The sequence below is a fragment of the Sinorhizobium fredii USDA 257 genome, assembly GCF_000265205.3.
Lineage (GTDB): Bacteria > Pseudomonadota > Alphaproteobacteria > Rhizobiales > Rhizobiaceae > Sinorhizobium > Sinorhizobium fredii_B.
Genome location: NC_018000.1, coordinates 2,624,630 through 2,644,264 on the forward strand (window position 1 = coordinate 2,624,630; position 19,635 = coordinate 2,644,264).

The window sequence follows — 19,635 nt, forward strand, 5'->3', positions numbered from 1 at the left end:
GATGAACTCCGTCCGGCAGTGCGTCTCGCAGTACGATCTATAACGCTGGTGGCGACGCGAGGCAGGGACTTTCCGCTATCGTCGCCAGTCGTCGTCGGGCGTGTTTATTCCGACTTCGACCGACGAAGAGGGGTGGCGTAATTTTCCCGGCGTTAGCTCCTCCATTGCTGTCCCACCCGCTGCCCGATTTTGGGGAACCCATCTGCCACGATTTCGTTGAATACAGATTAGCTTTCACTGAAATAGTGGAGGAGAAACCATGAAAAGGTCCTTTGGTAAGCTGCTCGCAATTGGCTTGATTGGGGCCGGTACGTGGAACGCCATGCCATCTATCCCGTCAGCGCAGTCCCTGGACCTGTATATCGGACCCGGTGGACCGGAACTTCGCGAGCGAAGGTATGATGACGACGACGACTACCGACCCTATCGCGGCTGTAGCGAACGCCAGGCGATTCGTCGTGCCTACAGGCTCGGAGTTCGTGACCCCGAGGTCCAATCTGTCACGCGCCGCGAGATTGCTGTCGAGGGCGTGCGCCGGGGACGCTTTATGACCGTGTACTTCGCTAATCGTCCCGGCTGCCCTCGGATAGGTTGAGATTTGCGACGGCGGCTAGGTACGGCAGATGGTTTGGAATTTCCGCCCGTTAGGCTGGTCTAACGGCTGGTCTGGCGCAGGATCAGGTCGGGGCGGATCGTCAGCCGCGCCGGCCGGTCGAGCTTGCCGTGGAGCACGTCGAGGATCAGCTCCGCCGTTTTTGCGCCGATCTCGCTGGCGAAGGCGTTGATCGTCGTCAGGCTAGGCACGGAGATTGCTCCGATCTCGTAGTCGCCGAAGCCGCCGATGGCGATCCTGTCGGGCACGGCGATGCCGCGCCGCTGGCATTCGGTGAGCGCCCCGAAGGCGGAAAGGTCGGAAACGCAGATCACCGCCTCCGTGTCGGGAAAGCGCTCGAGCAACTGCCCCATGGCGTTCGCCCCCTCGCGCATCGAAATCGGCGGCGGACCGGCGGCGATCAGGCGCGGCGCATCAAGCCCGTGGTCCTTCAAGGCCGCAATAAAACCCTGGCGCCGGTCGGCGCCGCGCGTGTCGCGGTCCGCGTCGCCGCCGATGAAGGCGATCTTCCGGTAGCCGACGGCGACGAAGTGATCGACCATTTCCCTGACCGCCTGGGCGTTCGAGAATCCGACAACATGGCCGATCGGCTCCTCGGGCAAGTCCCAGGTCTCGATGACCGGGATGACGGCATTCGAAAGGAGCTTTCGCGCCCGCGGCGTATGCTTGCCGCCCGTCACCACGATCGCTTCAGGTTTGCGCCGCAGGAGCTGCTCGATCAGCCGCTCCTCCTCCCGGACGTCATAATTGGTGTAGCCGAGGAGGATCTGCAGGCCTCTTTCCGAAACGCGGTCCGAAAGCGCCCGCACTGTATCGGCGAAGTTGGCATTGTTGATCGACGGGATCGTCACCGCGATGAAGTCGGTGCGCTGCGAGCGGAGATTGGAAGCGGTGCTGTCGAAGACATAGCCGAGCTCCTCGGCGGCGCGCAGCACCGCCTCGCGGGTCTCCTGGCTGACTGAACTGTCACGCTTGAAGGCGCGCGAAACCGTCATCGGCGAAACGCCGGTTCGCCGTGCCACATCGGCCATCGTCGGGGGCTTGCGGATATTGTGCATCTGCATCCGTGTTATCGTTACCATCCAAGTACACCCGGATTGCCGGCGGAATGCAAGCCTCTCTTGGTTGGTAGGCAATTCTCCCTGAAGCGGCACTCTGACGAGTGCCGCTCGGAGGTACTCAAAGGCGGAATTCGTTCGCCTGAGTGACGTGGTGGTGGATGCGTCCTTCGAAGAAGCGTGCCAGCACCTCTTCCGTCGCGGCCTTCGCCGCCGCCCGCGCCGGGCTCGCCAGCGCCGTCTCGACCGTGTCGAGATCCGGGTAGTTAATCGCCAGGATCATCGGGATCTCCGGCGCTCCTTCATCGCGGGCGTCCGCGAAGGTGATGCGCACGTCGAGCGCACCGGGAAAGGCTTTCCATTTCGGCAGGATGTTTTCGAGGACCGCAGCCCGAAAGGCCTCGGTCTCGCCCTCCTTCACCTTTCCCTCGAACAGCGCGTAGCGGGTGATCATTCGACAATCTCCTTGTTGGGTCCCTTGAAATATTCCATCAGCGCCGCCTGGTCCTCGCCGCCGAGGCCGGCCGCCGTCAGCATCCGGTGCACCTCGGCGCAGGTTGCTGTCAGCGGCATGGCGGTGTTGGTGCGGCGGGCGAGATCCTGCGCGCCGTTCAGGTCCTTCACCATGTTGTCGATCCGGCCCGTCCGCCGGTAATCCTTGGCGACGAAGCGCGGCATGTATTCCTGCAGGATGGCGCTATCGGCCCGACCGCCCTTCAGCGCTTGCGGGATTTTCGCGGCGTCGACGCCGGCGTCGAGCGCCAGCTGCGTCGCCTCGGCGACGGCGAGGAAATTCAGGCCGCAGAGAACCTGGTTGATCAGCTTGGTCGTCTGCCCGGCGCCGGACGGTCCCATATGCGTGTAGTTCGAGGCGACGTGCTTCAGCACCTGATAGGCATCCGCCACGTCCTCCTCCCTGCCGCCGGCCATCAGCGTCAACTGTCCGACGAGCGCCTTGGGCGCGCCGCCCGAAAGCGGGCTGTCGACCCAGCGCAGGCCGTTCTCCGCCGCTTCGAGCGCCAGCGCCTTCGTAGTGTCCGGATCGATCGACGACATGTCGATGATGAGGGTTCCGGCCTTGGCGCCCCTCGCGACGCCGGCCTCGCCGAAGACGGCGATATGCACAATCTTCGCCGAGTTGAGGCTGAGGATGACGGAGTCGGAGACCGCCGCGGCTTCCGCCGCGCTCGCCGCCGCCTTCGCCCCCATGTCGACCAGCTCCTGCACCTTCGCCCGGTCGAGGTCGAAGACCGTGAGCTGATTGCCGGTTTCGATGAGCCTCGTCCCAATGGCGCCGCCCATGGCTCCTGCACCGATCAATGCGACCCTGTTCGTCATTCTCGCAGTCCTCCCAGTTGGGCAGCGATGGCTTCGACGACCGCATCGAGAGGCTGGTCGATATCCACGCTGATTGCATTCTCGTCCGGTCCCGGCGGCTCAAGCGCCGCGAACTGACTGGCGAGCAGCGCCGGCGGCATAAAATGGCCTTGCCGCTCCTTCATTCGCTTCTCGATGACCTCGACGGTCCCGGCGAGATGGATGAAGGTAACGGGCGCGCCGGCTTTACTTTCGATGTGTTGGCGGTAGGCGCGCTTCAGCGCCGAGCAGCCGATGATCGTTGGCCTGGTGCCGGCTGCAAGCGCCTCGCCGACGCGGGTCAGCCATGGCCAGCGGTCCTCGTCCGACAGGGGGATGCCCTGGCTCATCTTGGCGATGTTGTCCGCCGGATGCAGGTCGTCGCCGTCGCGATAGACGGCGCCGAGGCGCGTGGCGAGGGCGGCGCCGACAGAGGACTTGCCGCAGCCGGCAACGCCCATCAGCACCATGCGCCGGGGAACCTCAGAGAGATGCGGTGATGCCGCCGTCGACATAGAGCACATGTCCGTTCACGAAAGAGGAAGCGTTCGAGGCGAGGAAGATGCAGGCGCCGACCAGCTCCTCCACCTTGCCCCAGCGGCCGGCCGGCGTGCGCTTTTCAAGCCATGCCGAGAAAGTCGGATCGGCGACCAGGGCGGCGTTGAGCGGCGTATCGAAATAGCCCGGCGCAATGGCGTTGCACTGCAGTCCGTATTTCGCCCAGTCGGTCGCCATGCCCTTGGTGAGATTGCCGACTGCGCCCTTTGTGGCCGTGTAGGGGGCGATCCCGGGGCGGGCAAGCGCTGTCTGGACACTGGCGATGTTGATAATCTTGCCGGCGCCGCGCTTGATCATGTGCCGCGCCACCGCCTGGCCGACGTTGAAGACCGTCGAAATATTGGTCCTGAGCAGCCTCTCGAAGGCGTCGGCGGGAAAATCCTCGAGCGGCGTGCGATGCTGCATGCCGGCATTGTTGACGAGAATGTCGATCGGCCCGAGGTCCGCCTCGAAGCCGTCCACGGCGCTGCGCACCGCTTCATGATCGGTGGCGTCGAAGGCGAGCTTTCGCGCCCCGGCAATGCGCTCTGCGGCTTCGGCGAGCTTTGCCGCATCCCGCCCGTTCAGGACGACTTCTGCACCGGCATCGGCGAGGCCGCGTGCCAGCGCAAAGCCGATGCCCTGCGATGAGCCGGTGACAAGTGCCCGCCGGCCTCTGAGATCGAACAGTTCAAGGGCCATTTTTCCTCCCGCATTTCATCTCGACATTCAGGGCTGATCTGTTTATGTTATCGATAACATTCAATGTCAAGGGACGGAGTTTTGATTTGAGCAAGCCGAATATTCTGCAGGTCGGGCCCTATCCGGAGTGGGACGAGGGCCCGTTGAACGAGGCTTTCGCGGTGCATCGCTATTTCGATGCGGCGGACAAGGCGCGGTTCCTCGCCGAAGTCGGTCCCGGCGTGCGGGGGATTGCCACGCGTGGCGAGCTCGGCGCAACCCGCGCGATGATCGAGGCCTGCCCGGGGCTCGAAGTCATATCCGTCTATGGCGTTGGCTTCGATGCGGTGGACCTTGCCGCCTGCCGTGAACGCGGCGTGCGCGTCACCAACACGCCGGACGTCTTGACCAACGACGTCGCCGATCTCGGTGTGGCGATGATGCTGTGCCTGTCGCGCGGCATGATCCGCGCGGAAAGCTGGGTGAAGGACGGCAGTTGGGCCGCCAAGGGCCTCTATCCGCTGAAGCGGCGTGTCTGGGGCCGGCGCGCCGGCGTGCTCGGGCTGGGCCGGATCGGCTATGAGGTGGCCAAACGCCTCAAGGGCTTCGACATGGACATCGCATATTCCGACGTCGAACCGAAGTCCTACGCCTCCGAATGGGAGTTTATCGCCGATCCGGTGGCGCTTGCGGCGTGCTCGGACTTCCTCTTCGTTACGCTTGCCGCCTCGGCCGCGACGCGCCATATCGTCGGCCGCGAGGTGATCGCGGCGCTCGGCGCCGAGGGCATGCTGGTCAACATTTCCCGCGCCTCCAACCTCGACGAGGAGGCGCTGCTCGAAGCGCTGGAGAACAAGACCCTCGGCTCGGCGGCGCTCGACGTCTTCGAAGGCGAGCCGGCACTCAACCCGCGCTTCCTCGCGCTCGACAATGTGCTGCTCCAGCCGCACCATGCCTCGGGCACCATCGAGACGCGCAAGGCGATGGGCCAGCTGGTGCGCGACAATCTCGCCGCGCATTTTGCCGGCAAGCCGCTGCTGACGCCCGTTCTCTAAAATCCCCTTTCATCGTTTCGCTGAAACAATGAAAACGATCTAACTTCTTGAAACTATGCAATTCCGGACGGAAAACCGTGACACGTTTCTCCTGGAATTGCTCTAGGAGACTCCGATGAAAGCTATCGTCGTTCATGGCGCAAAGGACCTGCGCATCGAGGAGCGGGCAGTCGAAGCGCCGGGCCCAGGCGAGGTGCGGCTTCGCCTCGCCGTCGGCGGCGTCTGCGGCAGCGACCTCCACTATTATAACCACGGCGGCTTCGGCGCTGTGCGTCTGCGCGAACCGATGATCCTCGGGCACGAAGTCTCGGCCTATGTGGAAGCGCTCGGTCCGGGCGTTGACGGGCTCAAAACGGGCCAGCTCGTCGCCGTGTCGCCATCGCGGCCATGCCGCACCTGCCGCTATTGCCAGGAAGGGCTGCACAATCAGTGCCTCAACATGCGCTTTTACGGCAGTGCCATGCCGTTTCCGCATATCCAGGGCGCGTTTCGCGAGGTGTTGGTCGCCGACGCCGTTCAATGCGTGCCGGCCGATGGCCTGACACCCGGCGAGGCGGCGCTTGCCGAACCGTTGGCGGTGGCGCTGCATGCGACGCGCCGGGTCGGGGAAATGCTCGGCAAGCGGGTTCTCGTCACCGGCTGCGGGCCGATCGGGGTGCTTGCAATTCTGACCGCGCGGCGTGCCGGTGCGGCCGAGATCGTCGCCACCGATCTTTCCGACTTCACCCTGGCGCTGGCGAAAAAGGCCGGTGCGGATCGGGTCATCAACATGAAGAGCGAGCCGGATGCGCTCGCCCCCTATGGCGCCGAAAAGGGCAGCTTCGACGTTCTCTACGAGTGCTCCGGAGCGGCGCCAGCACTGACCGCCGGCATTGCCGCGCTTCGGCCGCGCGGCATCATCATCCAGCTGGGGCTCGGCGGCGACATGAGCCTGCCGATGATGGCGATCACCGCCAAGGAGCTCGAACTGCGCGGCTCCTTCCGCTTTCACGAGGAATTCGCCATCGGCGTCCGGCTGATGCAGCAGGGACTGATCGACGTCAAGCCGCTGATTACCCACACGGTGCCGCTGGCCGAAGCGGTTACCGCCTTCGAACTGGCGAGCGACCGCAGCCAGGCGATGAAGGCGCAGATCGCCTTTTCCTGACGGACGGTTGCCGTCGTCGCGCCGGCGAGGCAATCTGCGGCCACTGAAAAATAAGCCGACGTGGTGGCGAGCTTCGTCTCGCGCCGGCAGACGGGCGGCGCCATGCCGCCGCTCGTCGATATTGGAACGGGGAGGGAAATCGGAATGTCGTTCTTCGAGGTGGTGGATGCCCGCTTCAAGTCCTTCGTCATGGGCAATGCGCCCCTCAAGCAGATCGCCACCGGCTTCGATTGGGTCGAGGGGCCGGTCTGGTTCGGCGACGCAGGCTGCCTGCTCTTCTCCGACATTCCCAACAACCGCATCCTCCGCTGGCTGCCGGGCGTCGGCATCTCGACATTCCGAAGCCCTTCGAACTATGCCAATGGCCACACGCGCGACCGGGAAGGCCGGCTGGTCAGCTGTGAGCATGGCACGCGACGCGTGACGCGCACGGAGCTCGACGGATCGATAACGGTCATCGCCGACAGCTACCAGGGCAAGCGGTTGAATTCGCCCAATGACGTGGTGGTGACAACCGACGGGTCGATCTGGTTCACCGATCCGCATTACGGCATCATGACCGACTACGAGGGTTTCCGCGCTGAGCAGGAGTTGCCCTGCAATGTCTACCGGGTCCGCCCGTCCGGTACGATCGAGACGGTTCTGACGGATTTTGCCTGCCCGAACGGTCTCGCCTTCAGCCCGGATGAAAGCCGGCTCTATGTCGCCGATACCGGGCGCATGTTCTCCTCCGACCCGCAGCATATCCGCGCCTTTGACGTCGGCGCCGATGGCGCGCTTTCCGACGGCGAAGTGTTCCACACGATCACGCCCGGCTGCGCCGACGGCATTCGCGTCGACAGCGACGGGAACCTCTGGTCCTCGGCCGCCGACGGCGTCCATTGCATCGCCCCGGACGGACATCTGATGGGCAAAATTCTTGTGCCGGAACTCGTCTCGAATATCTGCTTCGGGGGCCGCGCAAAGCATCAGCTGTTCATAACCGCGACGACCAGCGTCTATACGATCACGCTCAACCGCAAGGGCGTGCAGTATCCTTGAGATGCAGTCGTATCTACGCGGCGGCCCGCGCTGCCGCGGTGAGAAATGTGGGGTCGCGGTTAGCTAATGCGCCGGCGTGGCCAGCGACGCGTCGCCACTTTTATCATGCACAGCGAAGCGGTCGAGCATATGGGCGCTTGCCTCATTGAGACCGATCACCTCGACGGCAACGCCATGGCGGCGGTATTTGAGGACGACCTTATCCACCGCGCCGACGGCGGTGATGTCCCAGAGATGCGCGTCAGCCACGTCAATGACGACCTTCGCCAAAGGCTCGGCGAAGTCGAAGGCCGCGATGAAAGCCTCGGTAGACGCGAAAAAGATTTCGCCGTCGACATAGTAGGTGCGCAGCTTACCGCCCTCGGCGAGCGTCGAGCGGACATGAAAGAGACGCGCGACCTTGCCGGCAAAAAACACGCCGGAAAGCAGCACGCCGACGAGGACGCCCTTGGCCAGATCGTGCGTCCCGACGGTGGTGATGACTGTCGCCAGCATGACAATCGATGAGGGGAGCGGATTGCGGCTGAGGTCCAAGATCGAACGCCAGGAGAAGGTTCCGGCCGAGACCATGATCATCACCGCAACCAATGCCGCCATCGGGATGATCCGCACCAGGTCGTCAAGCACCAAAATCAGGAACAGGAGGAAGGCACCGGCGACGAAAGTCGAAAGCCGCCCGAGCCCGCCGGAAGTGACGTTGATCACCGATTGGCCGATCATCGCACAGCCGCCCATGCCGCCGATCAGGCCGGAAGCGATATTGCTGGCTCCCTGGCCGATGCATTCCTGGCTCTTGTTGCTCGTCGTGTCGGTCATGTCGTCGACGATCTGAGCGGTCAGCAGGGATTCGAGCAGCCCGACCGCGGCGAGCGCCACCGAATAGGGGAAGATGATCTGTAGCGTCTCGAGGGTGAGGGGCACCTGCGGCAGGGCAAAGATTGGCAGGTTCGACGGCAGTTCGCCAAGATCGCCGACGGTGCGGATGTCCATACCGCTCCAATAGGCGATGGCGGTCAGGGCGGCGATGGCCACCAGCGGCGAAGGAATTGCCTTCGTGACATAGGGGAAGAGATAGATGATCGCGAGCCCGGCGGCGATCATCAGATACGTCACGTGTGGCACGCCGATGAGTTCCGGAAGCTGTGCCATGAAGATCAGGATAGCAAGCGCATTGACGAAACCGGTGATCACCGATCGCGAGACGAAGCGCATCACCCGGCCAAGTTTCACGAAACCGGCTGCGATCTGGATCATGCCCATCAGCAAGGTTGCGGCGAAAAGGTATTCGAGGCCGTGTTCTTTGACCAGGGTGACCATCAGCACAGCGGTGGCGGCGGTTGCCGCCGAGATCATGCCGGGCCGGCCGCCGGCGAAGGCGGAGACACAGGCAATGGCGAAGGAGGCGAACAGCCCGACCTTCGGATCCACGCCGGCGATGACCGAAAAGCCGATCGCCTCGGGTATCAAAGCAAGCGCCACGACGATGCCGGAGAGGACATCGCCGCGGATGTTGGAGAACCATTCGCGTTTGTAGCTGGCGAGTGTCAGTTTCATGATTTTTCTTCGCAAGAGTAGTGCACCAGGCCGGTGGGAGGTCCGGCTTGTTTGGTTTGATGCTGTTGCGTTGTCTGGCGGATCGGCGGCCAGAAGAGCCACCCGGAGTTTCACCGGGTCCGGGGTGAGTGGCTCCGTTTATACAAAACAGGCCGCTTTAGGCAACGATCTATTGTATGCGGCGCAAAGAATAGCATCTCCATTGCATCGCGAGCGGCAAGCCGTGAGAAAGCTGCCCTCCGAATAGCGCCGGCACTTGTCCCTTGCGCGGCCATGTGTCAGGTCGATCGCCCCGCCACCCAGTTGTGCCATTCGGACTCGCTGCCGTGGAAGACGTTGAGGTCTATGCGGCCGTCGACGCCGTGCGACAGGCCGGAGCCGGAATATTGCCAGAAGACCCACTTGCGGCCCGGATAGACCTTTGACGGGTGGGCGGCGACCGCGCGCAGCCAGAAAGGATGGTTGGGGAATGCGTTCCTCAGATTGTCGCGATAGAAATCCGGCGCCGTATAGATGATCGGCCGCTGGCCATAATGCCGCTCCAGCTTGTCCATGAAGACCTGCATCTTCTCCCGCACTCGCGCCGGCGAGAGGCGTCGCTTGCAGCTCGATTCGCCGTTGTATTCAACGTCGATGACCGGCGGCAGGGCGTCGGCCTCGCGCGGAACGTTGCGGATGAACCAGTCGGCCTGTTCGCCGGCCGTCCGGCACCAGTAGAAGAAGTGGTAGGCACCGCGCTTCAGGCCGGCCTGTTGCGCCCGGCGCCAGTTCTTCTTGAACATCGGGTCGAGATGGTCGCCGCCGTCGGTCGCTTTGATATAGGCGAAATTCGCCCCCTGCGTCCGGAGCCTCTCCCAGTCGATATTGCCCTGCCAGCGTGAAACATCGACGCCGTGCACAGCGAGCTTTCTGGGTGATCGTTTGCCGAAATTGATCGGCTTGGCGTCCCGGAAGCGGTGGCCGTAGACGCGTGAACGCGTCCGCGGGGCGTCGTCGATGGCGGGGTTGTCCGGAATGACCATCGCGACCGGCCGTTCCATCGGAACGGGCATGCCGGCTTCCCTCTCCATGGACGTGAAGGCCTGCGGCTGCGGAACCTGCCCAGCCCAGGCGAGCTCCTGCGGCGGTTCGCCTGGCGCTTCGGCCATCCCGACCTCGCCGGAGGGGACCGCGGCCGGAACCGAAACAACCGGGGCGGCCGGCGGCGCGACCGAACTCGTCACTTCGCGCGATGGCCGCGGCGCGAGAACTGTTTCCGGACCGGAACTGGAGGCACAGCCCGCGAGAACAAGGCAAGTGAGAAAGATTGCTGGCGCAGCCGACAAACGCATTGGGGACCCGTACGCAGAACATTGTCGACGGCGGGGCATGATGCCGTCGCGACTGATCGGAAGTGCTAACGGGAAATTACCAAGAAAGACTGAATCCGAACTTAACGGGCGCGCCCCTCAGTCGAGAATCCCGGCCGTCGCGAAGCGGCCGCCCTGATAGTCGCCGCCCGCGGCGGGCTCCTTTTCGCGCCGTTCGATCGCTTCGCGATAGGGTTCGCTCGTATCCTGCGGTTTCCAGCCGAGGAATTCGGCGTGCGCGTTCGACCACCAGGCATCGCGGTTCGCCGAGGCGCCGTAAAGCACCAGATGGCCGATCGCCGGCGCCTCGATGAGCTTACCGACCAGCGAGAGGAAGTCGCGAGGGCTGAGCCAGGTGGAGAGCATGCGCCGGTCCTTGGGCGCGTCGAAGCAACTGCCGATCCTCAGGCATGCCGTCTCCAGGCCGAACTTGTCGAAATAGAGCCGCGCCAGATCCTCGCCGAAGCATTTGCTGACCCCGTAGAGGCTGTCGGGCCGGCGCTCTGCCTTGTCGTCGAGCCGTTCCCCGACCGGATGGAAACCGATCACATGGTTGGAACTCGCGAAGAGGATGCGTCGGACGCCCGCCTTGCGCGCCGCTTCGTAGAGATTGTAGGTGCCGAGGAAATTCGCCTGAAGCAGCGCGTCGAAACTGGCTTCAACCGAGATCGCGCCGAGATGCAGGATCGTGTCGCAACCGCGCACCAGTTCGTCGACCGCCTGCCGGTCGGCGAGGTCGCATCGCACCACCTCCTCGCCATCGCCGGCCGGCGAGATGTCGACGATGTCCGAGAGGCGGAGGATCTCCGCTGATCCTTTCAGGCCTTCACGCGCATAGCGGCCGAGGCCGCCGCCGGCGCCCGTTACCAGAAGTCGCTTGATCATCGGTCTCACCTCAATTCAATGGGTCACGGGAATTCAATGGATCTCGGGCTCGGGCAGCTTGTGGGGCGACTGCAGGAAAGTGAAGTCGCAGCCCTCAGGAGCCTGCTGGATATGTTCGGCATGCATCTTCAGATAGCCGCGTGAATAGTCGCGCGCCGGCGGACGCCATTCGGCGAGCCTGCGTTCGATCTCCGCCGCGTCGACCTCCAGGGTGATCGTCCGGCTGGCGACATCGAGGGCGATCATGTCGCCGTTGCGGACGGCTGCCAGCGGGCCGCCCACGTAAGACTCCGGCGCGACGTGCAGGATGCAGGCGCCATAGCTGGTGCCGCTCATGCGCGCATCCGAAATCCTGACCATATCGCGCACGCCCTGTTTCAGGAGTTTCTTCGGGATCGGCAGCATGCCCCATTCGGGCATGCCCGGTCCGCCGACCGGACCGGCGTTGCGCAGGATCATCACGGTCTCGGCGGTCACGTCGAGATTCTCGTCGTTCACCGCCCGCATCATCGCATCGTAATCGTCGAAGACGAGTGCGGGGCCGCGGTGCTTGAGGAGCGCCGGATCGGCGGCGGCCGGCTTCATAACGCAGCCGTCGGGCGCCAGGTTGCCCTTGAGGATCGCCGTGCCGCCGCGGCCAGCCACGGGGTTGTCCAGCGGGCGAATCACGTCAGGCAGGTGAATCTCGGCGTGCTCGATCGCCCCGCCGATGGTGCCGATGACGTTGCGTTCCTGAAGATGCAGCAGCGGCTCCAGCTGTTTCCAAAGGGCAAGAAGGCCACCCGCATAGAAAAAATCCTCCATCAGGAAGGCGCCGGTCGGGCGAATGTTGCACAGCACCGGCACCTTCTCCGACATACGGTCGAAATCCTCCAGGGTCAGGGGAACGCCGCACCGCCGTGCCATGGCGATCAGGTGGATCATCGCATTGGTCGAGCCGGCCATCGCCATGTGCACCGCCAGCGCATTCTCGAAGGCCTTGGCCGTCAGGATGTCGGAGGGTTTCAGGTCCTCGAAGACCATTTCGACGATGCGGGCGCCGGAAAGTGCGGCCATGCGCGAATGGCCGGCGTCGGAGGCGGGAATGGCGGAAGCTCCGGGAAGGCACAGGCCAAGCGTATCGGCGAGCGCCGTCATGGTCGAGGCGGTTCCCATCGTCATGCAGGTGCCGTAGGAGCGGGCGATGCCGCGCTCCATATCGTTCCATTGGAGTTCGGTGATCCGGCCGGCTTCTTTCTCGGCCCAGTATTTCCAGACGTCCGAGCCCGAGCCGAGCGGCTGGCCGCGATAATTGCCGCGCAGCATCGGCCCGGCCGGCACGAAGATCGTCGGCAGGTCGACCTGGATGGCGCCCATGATCGTCGCCGGCGTGGTCTTGTCGCAGCCGGCGAGCAGCACGACGCCGTCGACCGGATGCGAGCGGATGAGTTCCTCCACCTCCATGGCGAGGAAGTTGCGGTAGAGCATCGTCGTCGGTTTTACATAGGTCTCGGCAAGCGACATGGCCGGCAGCTCGACCGGGAAGCCGCCCGCCTGCCAGACGCCGCGTTTCACCTCGTCGGCGCGGGCGCGCAGATGCGCGTGGCACGGATTGATGTCGCTCCAGGTGTTGATAATCGCGATGACAGGCTTGGCGGCGATTTCCTGCTGGTCGTAGCCCATCTGATAGAGGCGGGAGCGATGGCCGAAGGAGCGCAGATCCTTGGCGCCGAACCAGCGGAAACTCCTAAGATCTTCTGGACTCTTGCGTTTGGTCATCCGCGACCTCCTTTGCATTCCCGATCGGCTCGGCTAAATTAGACCTGTCCAGAAAAATGACAGGCGAGACCAAGCTATTGAACGACGTGATGTTGAAACTGAAGCCGGCGCGGCGCGAACGCCTTGCCGACGTACTTTACGGCCAGATCCTCGAGCAGATCACCAGCGGGCAATTCGCCGAAGGCGCGAAATTGCCGTCCGAGGCGCGCATCTGCAGCGACTTCCAGGTCTCCCGTCCGGTGGTGCGCGAAGCGCTGATGCGGCTGCAGGCGGATGGGCTGGTGGTCTCGCGCCAGGGGATCGGCACCTTCGTCAAGTCGCGGCCCTCCAACAAGCTCACCGATTTTGCCGCCTCGGCAGAGATCGCCAGCTATCTGAGAGCCTTCGAACCGCGTCTTGCACTCGAGACCGAGTGCGCCGGATTGGCCGCGATGCGGCGCACCAAAGCCCAGTTGAACCAGATCGGCGAGGCGCTTGCGGCGCTCGAGAGTGCCTTCCAGCGCGGCGAGAACGGCTGGGAGGAGGATTTCGCCTTCCACCTCGCCGTCGCGGCCGCCGCGGGAAACGAGCTGTTTCCACGCCTCCTGCAAGACTTGCGCGACATCATGAGCGGCTCGATGCGCATGGCCCTGAGCCTTACGCAGCAGGGCTCGGAAGACCGGCGGCGCCGGGTCCTCGAAGAGCATCGCAAGATCTTCATGGCGATCTCCAGCCAGAATGCCGACCTGGCACGTCTCCACATGCGCTACCACCTGACGGAATCCCGCGCCCGCGTCACCGGATCCTACGGCGATCTCTAGGCAGGCATCGTCCGGCGTCGAGACCCGAAGGATAGCGGCAGGTCCTACCGCCCTCTTGCCTGCCGGCCATCTCCCCCACGAGGGGCGAGATCGACTCGCCGCAGGCCGAGTGCACCAATCAAACGGCTTGCCGGAAGACAGCGCCTCTTGATGGGCACAGCGCGCAATACATGCGTTCTCCCCACTTATAGGGGAGCTGGCCGGCAGGCCAGAGGGGGATGGGGCAAGGGCCATCACAGTTACTCGCTAGGCGCTCGCCGAGCGCAGTGGTGTGGCTGCAGCCGCCGCCCCTTGACACTTTGACTTAAGCTCGCGCGCCGCTTTGGTGATGGCCTCGAGCCGTTCGGCGCCGTCGAGATTGGTGAGAAAGTCGCCGATCGGTCCCGTATCGCAAATCCCGGCGAGGCGCACCGCCTCGTGCAGGACACGGATCGGCGAATGGGCATCGCGCAGGTCCTCGAGCGGCAGGAAGCTTTCGCGGATGGCCCTGGCGTCAGCGAAACGACCTTCGCGGCCGGCCTTCAGGATCGCCGTCGAGAGATGCGGGGCGACGCAGACCGAGCCGGAGGTGAATGCGGTCAGGCCCATTTCCATGTGGTCGATCGCCGGGCGCTCGCCGATGCCGCTTACGATCCGCTCGCCGGAGCCGACGGCTTCGAGGATTGCGGCGAGATAGGGATCATCCTTCGGCTCGGGACGAATCACCGCATATTTCAGCGCCGAGATCGCGCCATCGCGGAAGAGACGGGCGATGTCGGCCGCCTCCATGAACCCGTTGTTCTTGATATAGGCGATCAGCGGTCGCCCCATGATGTCGGCAAGCTTGGCAAAGCCGGAGGCCAGGCCCGCCGGCGTTGCCGGAAAGGAGAGCGGCAGGACCATGGCGGTCGGAAAGGCCCGCTCGCGCAGGATGGCGGCCTGATCGGCGGCCTTGCCGAAATCGGCGCCGATCGACGGGATCATCCAGCCGTCGGCAGGCGCGATCTCCTCGAGCATGTCGAGCAGCCGGCCGAAATCCATGACGCCGAAATTATAGAGATTGGCGTTGCCGCCGTACAGATAGGTCGTCACACCACCCGAGCGCAGCCAATCCACCTGTCGGCGATTTTCCGTCTTGTTCGGCACTCCCTGCGCGTCGCGCGCCAAAGGCGGGACCGAGAGGACGGAGGCGCCGAGGTCGGCCGTGGTGACGGATGTCGTTTTCATGGAAATCTCCTGGGCAAGTTTCTTGTATTTTTATTTTACAAGTTGAGCGGAGGCAAGAGAGATGTTAAGGAAAAACGAGATCGCTAAACCTAAAGAATTCCGCGCATTGTCGCGGAGTCGTGAAAAGCTGGCGTTCAGACGATGTGCAAAACATGTCTTTCGACTTGACATTTGAATGCGTGCTGGACCTGCGCTGCGAGGTGGCCGAGAGCCCCGTTTACGATGAATCGCAACTGCCTGTTCTTCGTCGATATCGGTCGCGGGGCTCTGCATAGCGCGGACCTTTCGGGCGCCGACCATATCCAATGGACCGGGGGTTCGCTCGACGAGCCCGCTCTTGACCCGGCGCGATCGCTATGCCGGCGTCCCGGGAGGAAATGAATCGTCGTCTTTGACTGCCGCTGGGGCCTCGAAGCGAGCGATCTCGGCGCCGGCTTGCAGATAGGCCCCGGCCTCGGCCTTTATCCGGATCTTGCCGGTCCGCGGCGCCGTGACCTGGGTTTCCATCTTCATCGCTTCCATGACGGCAATGAGTTCGCCGGCGGCGACGTCTGCGCCATCCTCGACCTTGAAGGCTTGCAGGGTGCCGGATATCGGCGCGGTCACGTCCAGCGCGTCGTTCGTCTCGGTCGCCGTTGCCGCACCGACGCCTTGGCCTGCAAGTCCGCCGAGACCGGCAAGCAGGGCGGCGGGAATGCCGAGTTGATGGCGCATGCCGTCGATTTCGACATGCGTGCGGATCAGCGAAAGATTGGCAACCGGTTCGGGGCGAGCCTCCGCCTCGAGACGGGCGGCGAAATCGGTCTCGATCCAGCGCGTGTGCACCTTAAAGGCATTCTCGCCGCTAAAATCCTCCGTCTCAATCGCGGCGCGATGGAAGGGCAGAACAGTGGCAACGCCCTCGATTCTGAATTCCTTCAGGGCGCGACGGGCGCGTCTCAAGGCTTCCTCGCGGGTGGCGCCGGTGACGATCAGCTTCGCCACCAGCGAATCGAAGGTGCCGGGTACGGTCGAACCCGACACCACGCCGCTGTCGAGTCGAATACCGGGCCCGGACGGGGCGTCGAAAACGGTGATCGCTCCCGGCGTCGGCAGGAAACCGCGCCCTGGGTCTTCGGCATTGATGCGGAACTCGATCGAATGGCCACGCGGGGCAGGCGTTTCGGTGACGCGCAGGGGCAGGCCGTCGGCGATGCGGAACTGTTCGATGACGAGGTCAATGCCGGTTGTCTCCTCGGTCACCGGATGTTCGACCTGCAGGCGGGTGTTCACTTCAAGGAAAGATATCGTGCCGTCGACGCCGAGCAGGAACTCGACGGTGCCGGCGCCTGCATAGCCGGCTGCGGCGCAGATCTTCTTCGCAGCGTCATGGATCGACTGGCGCTGAGTGTCGGAGAGGAATGGGGCAGGCGCCTCCTCGACGAGCTTCTGATTGCGCCGCTGCAGCGAGCAGTCGCGGGTCCCCAGCACCACGACATTGCCGTACTTGTCGGCCATAACCTGCGCCTCGATGTGGCGCGGACGGTCGAGGAAGCGTTCGAGAAAACATTCGCCGCGGCCGAAGGCGGCCTTGGCCTCACGCACGGCGGATTCGTAGAGTTCCGCCACTTCCTCCATCTTCCAGGCGACCTTCAAGCCACGGCCGCCGCCGCCATGGGCCGCCTTGATGGCTACGGGCAATCCGTGCTTTTCCGCAAAGGCGATCACTTCGGCAGCCGTGTCGACCGGGCCATCACTGCCGGCCACCAACGGTGCACCGACGCTCAAAGCAATCCGCCGTGCTTCGACCTTATCGCCCAGTGCCTCGATGACCTGCGGGTCGGGGCCGATCCAGGTGAGGCCGGCATCGATAACAGCCCGGGCGAATTCAGCCCGCTCGGAAAGGAACCCATAGCCCGGATGCACGGCGTCGGCGCCAGAGCGCTTGGCGATGTCGACTAGCTTGTCGACGTCGAGATAGGTCTCGTCGGGGCGGCTTCCGGAGAGCCCATAGGCTTCGTCGGCCAGCTCAACGAAGAGTGCATCCATGTCCGGATCGGCATAGACGGCGACCGATTGCAGGCCGTGGTCGCGACAGGCTCGAATGATTCGCACTGCGATCTCGCCACGATTGGCGATCAGAACCTTCTTCATGGATGTCTCCTCCCAATTTTTGATCGGCCGGATCGCGGTCTCAAGCCCCCGCGATGTGAATTTCCGCGAAAGTCGTCACGAGCCGGAAGCGAATCTGGGCATTGACCGGGATCTGCCCGGCGAGATCGAGATGGTACTCGGCAACCGTGCCGATGACCGGATAGCCGCCGGTGAGCGGATGGTCGGCGAGGAAAAGCACCGGCTGACCGCTATGCGGCACCTGGATGGCGCCGGTCGCCGTACCCTCGCTCGGCAATTCCGCCTTGTCCCTGCGCTCGAGCGCGGTTTCACCTGAAAGGCGGATACCGACACGGTTCGACTGCGGCGTCACCTGCCAGAGCTGATCGGAGAGGCTGGCAATGCCCGCCTCGGTGAACCAGTCGCTGCGCGGGCCCATGATCACGTCGAGCGTCACGACCTCGCCGGGAGCGGGATGCTCGAAGGCCGGCATTTCGGTGAGGGATACGCTGGCCAAGGTCGCGGTTTCCTTTTCCACCGTCAGAATGGCGCCTGCCGTGACGGGATCCGGACCGACGATGGCGAGCGTATCGGTAGAGGCGCTGCCGAGTACCGGCTTTACATGGAAGCCGCCGCGCATGGCCAGATAGCAGCGCATTCCTCTCGGCGCATGGCCGAGCGTCACGACATCGCCAGGCTCCAGTGAGATCGGTTGATAGCTTTCGGCTGTAATTGTTCGCCCGGAGGCGTCACGGATGGAAATTGGACAGGGCGCGCCGGTGAGCGCAACGACCGTGCGGCCCGATACTGCGAACGAGAAGCCACCGGGGATGATTTCAACGCACGGCGTGCCGACGGCATTTCCGACGACCCGATTGGCGGCTTTCAGCGCACCCCGATCGAGCGCGCCAGAGGAGGATACACCCTGACCGGTCTGGTCGAAGCGGCCGAGATCCTGGAACAGCGCCGGCATGGGCGCGGCCAGAATCTTTAGCGTCAGCGCCTCGGCAGTGAGCTCGGTCGAGCTGGCGTCTGGAGCTTTCACCCCCGCCGCGGAACCCGGGACCGACCTCTTTTCCAGATCGAAGAAGCGCACGCGGTAGCCGGGCTGGAACAGTGCTGGCGGATCGCGTGACAGGTCCCACATCCGCTCCGGCGTCGTGCCGATGATCTGCCAGCCGCCCGGACTTGCCTGTGGATAGACGCCGCTGAAGGCGCCGGCCAAGGCGACCGAACCGGCTGGGATCTTCGTGCGCGGGCTCTGGCGGCGCGGCACCTGAAGGGCGGGATCGCCGCCAACGAGATAGCCGAAGCCGGGCGCGAAGCCGCAGAAGGCGACGGTGAAGGTGCTTTCGGTGTGGCGGCGGATGACGTCTTCCACGGAAAGCCCGGTCAACTCCGCCACGTCTTCCAGGTCTTCACCATCATAGCGGACCGGGATCTCGACGAGCTTGTCGGAGGGCGCGATGCGGGCCGACAGATCGCGGGTGGTGATCTCGCCGGCCAGCCTCTCCGCCGTGAGCGTTTCCGGCCGGAAGCGAATCATCAGCGTCCGTGCGGCCGGCACCATGTCCTCAATGCCTTCCACCGGATCGGCGCTGAGCGAGGCAAAAAGCGCCAGCGTCTTGTCGAGATCGGCAAGTTCGACAAGCAGTACTGTCAGGCTGACGGGCAGGAAACGCATCAAAACCTCACGCGTGATATGCGGAATCGGGAATATCGGTGATGAACATGTGCCCGGGCGCATGTGTGATCGCAAAAGGCACACGGGACGCCATCACGGCCGCTTGCGGGGTGACGCCGCAGGCCCAGAAGACAGGGACTTCGCCCCGCTCGATGCGCACCGGATCGCCAAATTCCGGCCTGGATAAGTCCTTGATGCCGATCTCCTGCGGCGCGCCGACGTGCACGGGTGCGCCATGCACGGCCGGAAAGCGGCCGGAGATCGTCGCGGCATCCGCCACGCGGGACGCCGGGATGGGGCGCATCGAAACGACCATGTTGCCATGCAGACGGCCGGCGGGCCGGCAGGGCATGCTGGTCAGATACATCGGGACATTGCACTTGTCGGTAATGTGGCGGATCTCGATGCCGGCCTCGATCATCGGCGTTTCGAAAGTAAAGCTGCAGCCGATCAGGAAGCTGACGAGGTCCGCGTGCCCTGCCCAGGCGGCAGTCGCATCGGCTGTTTCCTCGACGAGCTTGCCGTCGCGCCAGATGCGATAAAGCGGGAGGTCTGTGCGCAGGTCGGCACCCGGCGCCAGAAGCGTCGTGTGCGAGCCGGGATCGGAGACGTCGAGCACGGGGCAAGCCTTCGGATTGCGCTGCGCATAGATCAGGAAGTCCAAGGCCCAGTCGCGCGGCAAGACGATCATGTTCGCCTGGGTGAAGCCCGGTGCGACACCGGATGTCGGTTCGACACTGCCGCCGCGATAGCGTTCACGCGCTCCGCGAGCCGCTTCGGCATCGACGTGGCCAAGGTTTTCAATCGCAATCACGGTGTC

At 64.1% G+C, this 19,635-nt stretch carries 17 protein-coding genes, 1 pseudogene and 1 other annotated feature; of the genes and pseudogenes, 5 read left to right on the forward strand and 13 right to left on the reverse strand.

All coding sequences use genetic code 11. The annotated features are described in order from the left end of the window. Window positions 1–654: 654 nt before the first annotated feature. From USDA257_RS12115 to USDA257_RS12135, 5 genes are all read right to left on the reverse strand, one after another. Entirely contained in the window at window positions 655–1,671 is a 1,017-nt protein-coding gene (locus tag USDA257_RS12115) for a LacI family DNA-binding transcriptional regulator (RefSeq protein WP_041415178.1), read from the reverse strand. Between the two features lie 121 nt (window positions 1,672–1,792). Continuing rightward, window positions 1,793–2,125, reverse strand: a complete 333-nt coding sequence (locus USDA257_RS12120; RefSeq protein ID WP_014763246.1) for a hypothetical protein — start codon at window positions 2,123–2,125, stop codon at window positions 1,793–1,795. Beyond that, window positions 2,122–3,009 (reverse strand): NAD(P)-dependent oxidoreductase, encoded by an 888-nt coding sequence (locus USDA257_RS12125; protein ID WP_014763247.1) that lies wholly within the window; start codon window positions 3,007–3,009, stop codon window positions 2,122–2,124. Before USDA257_RS12125 ends, USDA257_RS12120 begins: the two co-directional genes overlap by 4 nt. Beyond that, window positions 3,006–3,542, reverse strand: a complete 537-nt coding sequence (locus USDA257_RS12130; RefSeq protein WP_080605569.1) for a gluconokinase — start codon at window positions 3,540–3,542, stop codon at window positions 3,006–3,008. Before USDA257_RS12130 ends, USDA257_RS12125 begins: the two co-directional genes overlap by 4 nt. Further along, window positions 3,511–4,266 carry an SDR family oxidoreductase gene (locus USDA257_RS12135; protein WP_014763249.1) on the reverse strand — a complete coding sequence of 252 codons (756 nt, stop codon included), beginning with the start codon at window positions 4,264–4,266 and terminating at the stop codon, window positions 3,511–3,513. The genes USDA257_RS12130 and USDA257_RS12135 overlap by 32 nt, the downstream gene beginning before the upstream one ends. Window positions 4,267–4,352: 86 nt before the next feature. Between USDA257_RS12135 and USDA257_RS12140 the strand changes: the two genes are divergently transcribed. The 3 genes from USDA257_RS12140 (at window position 4,353) to USDA257_RS12150 (ending at window position 7,488) form a co-directional block, all read left to right on the forward strand. Continuing rightward, entirely contained in the window at window positions 4,353–5,300 is a 948-nt protein-coding gene (locus USDA257_RS12140) for a 2-hydroxyacid dehydrogenase (RefSeq protein WP_041414136.1), read from the forward strand. A 115-nt stretch (window positions 5,301–5,415) separates the two neighbouring features. Then, window positions 5,416–6,447 carry an L-idonate 5-dehydrogenase gene (locus USDA257_RS12145; RefSeq protein WP_014763251.1) on the forward strand — a complete coding sequence of 344 codons (1,032 nt, stop codon included), beginning with the start codon at window positions 5,416–5,418 and terminating at the stop codon, window positions 6,445–6,447. A 144-nt stretch (window positions 6,448–6,591) separates the two neighbouring features. Further along, a complete protein-coding gene (locus tag USDA257_RS12150) occupies window positions 6,592–7,488 on the forward strand; it encodes an SMP-30/gluconolactonase/LRE family protein (RefSeq protein ID WP_014763252.1) in 897 nt (298 codons plus the stop codon). A 63-nt stretch (window positions 7,489–7,551) separates the two neighbouring features. Here the strand turns inward: USDA257_RS12150 and USDA257_RS12155 are convergent, their stop codons facing one another. From USDA257_RS12155 to araD, 4 genes are all read right to left on the reverse strand, one after another. Continuing rightward, on the reverse strand, window positions 7,552–9,042 hold the full coding sequence (locus USDA257_RS12155; RefSeq protein WP_041414137.1) for a SulP family inorganic anion transporter: 1,491 nt from the start codon (window positions 9,040–9,042) through the stop codon (window positions 7,552–7,554). A gap of 68 nt (window positions 9,043–9,110) precedes the next feature. Continuing rightward, window positions 9,111–9,166, reverse strand: a sequence feature (sul1 is cis-regulatory element that is thought to sense ions involved in sulfur or methionine metabolism; They are found in Alphaproteobacteria). A gap of 154 nt (window positions 9,167–9,320) precedes the next feature. Continuing rightward, on the reverse strand, window positions 9,321–10,373 hold the full coding sequence (locus tag USDA257_RS12160) for a glycoside hydrolase family 25 protein (protein WP_014763254.1): 1,053 nt from the start codon (window positions 10,371–10,373) through the stop codon (window positions 9,321–9,323). A gap of 117 nt (window positions 10,374–10,490) precedes the next feature. Further along, window positions 10,491–11,276 (reverse strand): NAD-dependent epimerase/dehydratase family protein, encoded by a 786-nt coding sequence (locus USDA257_RS12165; RefSeq protein ID WP_014763255.1) that lies wholly within the window; start codon window positions 11,274–11,276, stop codon window positions 10,491–10,493. Between the two features lie 33 nt (window positions 11,277–11,309). After that, window positions 11,310–13,034, reverse strand: a complete 1,725-nt coding sequence (araD, locus tag USDA257_RS12170) for an L-arabinonate dehydratase (RefSeq protein WP_014763256.1) — start codon at window positions 13,032–13,034, stop codon at window positions 11,310–11,312. A gap of 77 nt (window positions 13,035–13,111) precedes the next feature. Here araD and USDA257_RS12175 point away from each other — a divergent pair, with 77 nt between their 5' ends. Further along, a complete protein-coding gene (locus USDA257_RS12175; protein ID WP_041415182.1) occupies window positions 13,112–13,834 on the forward strand; it encodes a FadR/GntR family transcriptional regulator in 723 nt (240 codons plus the stop codon). 246 nt (window positions 13,835–14,080) lie between these two features. Here USDA257_RS12175 and USDA257_RS12180 read toward each other — a convergent pair whose 3' ends face one another. Beyond that, on the reverse strand, window positions 14,081–15,040 hold the full coding sequence (locus tag USDA257_RS12180; RefSeq protein WP_014763258.1) for a dihydrodipicolinate synthase family protein: 960 nt from the start codon (window positions 15,038–15,040) through the stop codon (window positions 14,081–14,083). A gap of 152 nt (window positions 15,041–15,192) precedes the next feature. On the opposite strand from USDA257_RS12180, the pseudogene USDA257_RS38525 reads away from it, so the two are divergent. Next, window positions 15,193–15,352: pseudogene (locus USDA257_RS38525) on the forward strand (SMP-30/gluconolactonase/LRE family protein); the annotation flags it as partial. A gap of 42 nt (window positions 15,353–15,394) precedes the next feature. On the opposite strand, the gene USDA257_RS12185 reads toward USDA257_RS38525, so the two are convergent. Genes USDA257_RS12185 through USDA257_RS12195 form a run of 3 tightly spaced genes read right to left on the reverse strand, consistent with a single transcriptional unit; the run spans window position 15,395 to window position 19,629 of the window. Then, window positions 15,395–17,173, reverse strand: coding sequence for an acetyl/propionyl/methylcrotonyl-CoA carboxylase subunit alpha (locus USDA257_RS12185; protein WP_014763259.1), 1,779 nt, complete (start codon window positions 17,171–17,173; stop codon window positions 15,395–15,397). A 40-nt stretch (window positions 17,174–17,213) separates the two neighbouring features. Continuing rightward, complete coding sequence (locus USDA257_RS12190) at window positions 17,214–18,815, reverse strand: 5-oxoprolinase subunit B/C family protein (RefSeq protein ID WP_014763260.1); 1,602 nt, start codon at window positions 18,813–18,815, stop codon at window positions 17,214–17,216. A gap of 7 nt (window positions 18,816–18,822) precedes the next feature. Continuing rightward, window positions 18,823–19,629, reverse strand: a complete 807-nt coding sequence (locus USDA257_RS12195; protein ID WP_014763261.1) for a putative hydro-lyase — start codon at window positions 19,627–19,629, stop codon at window positions 18,823–18,825. Window positions 19,630–19,635: the final 6 nt, after the last annotated feature.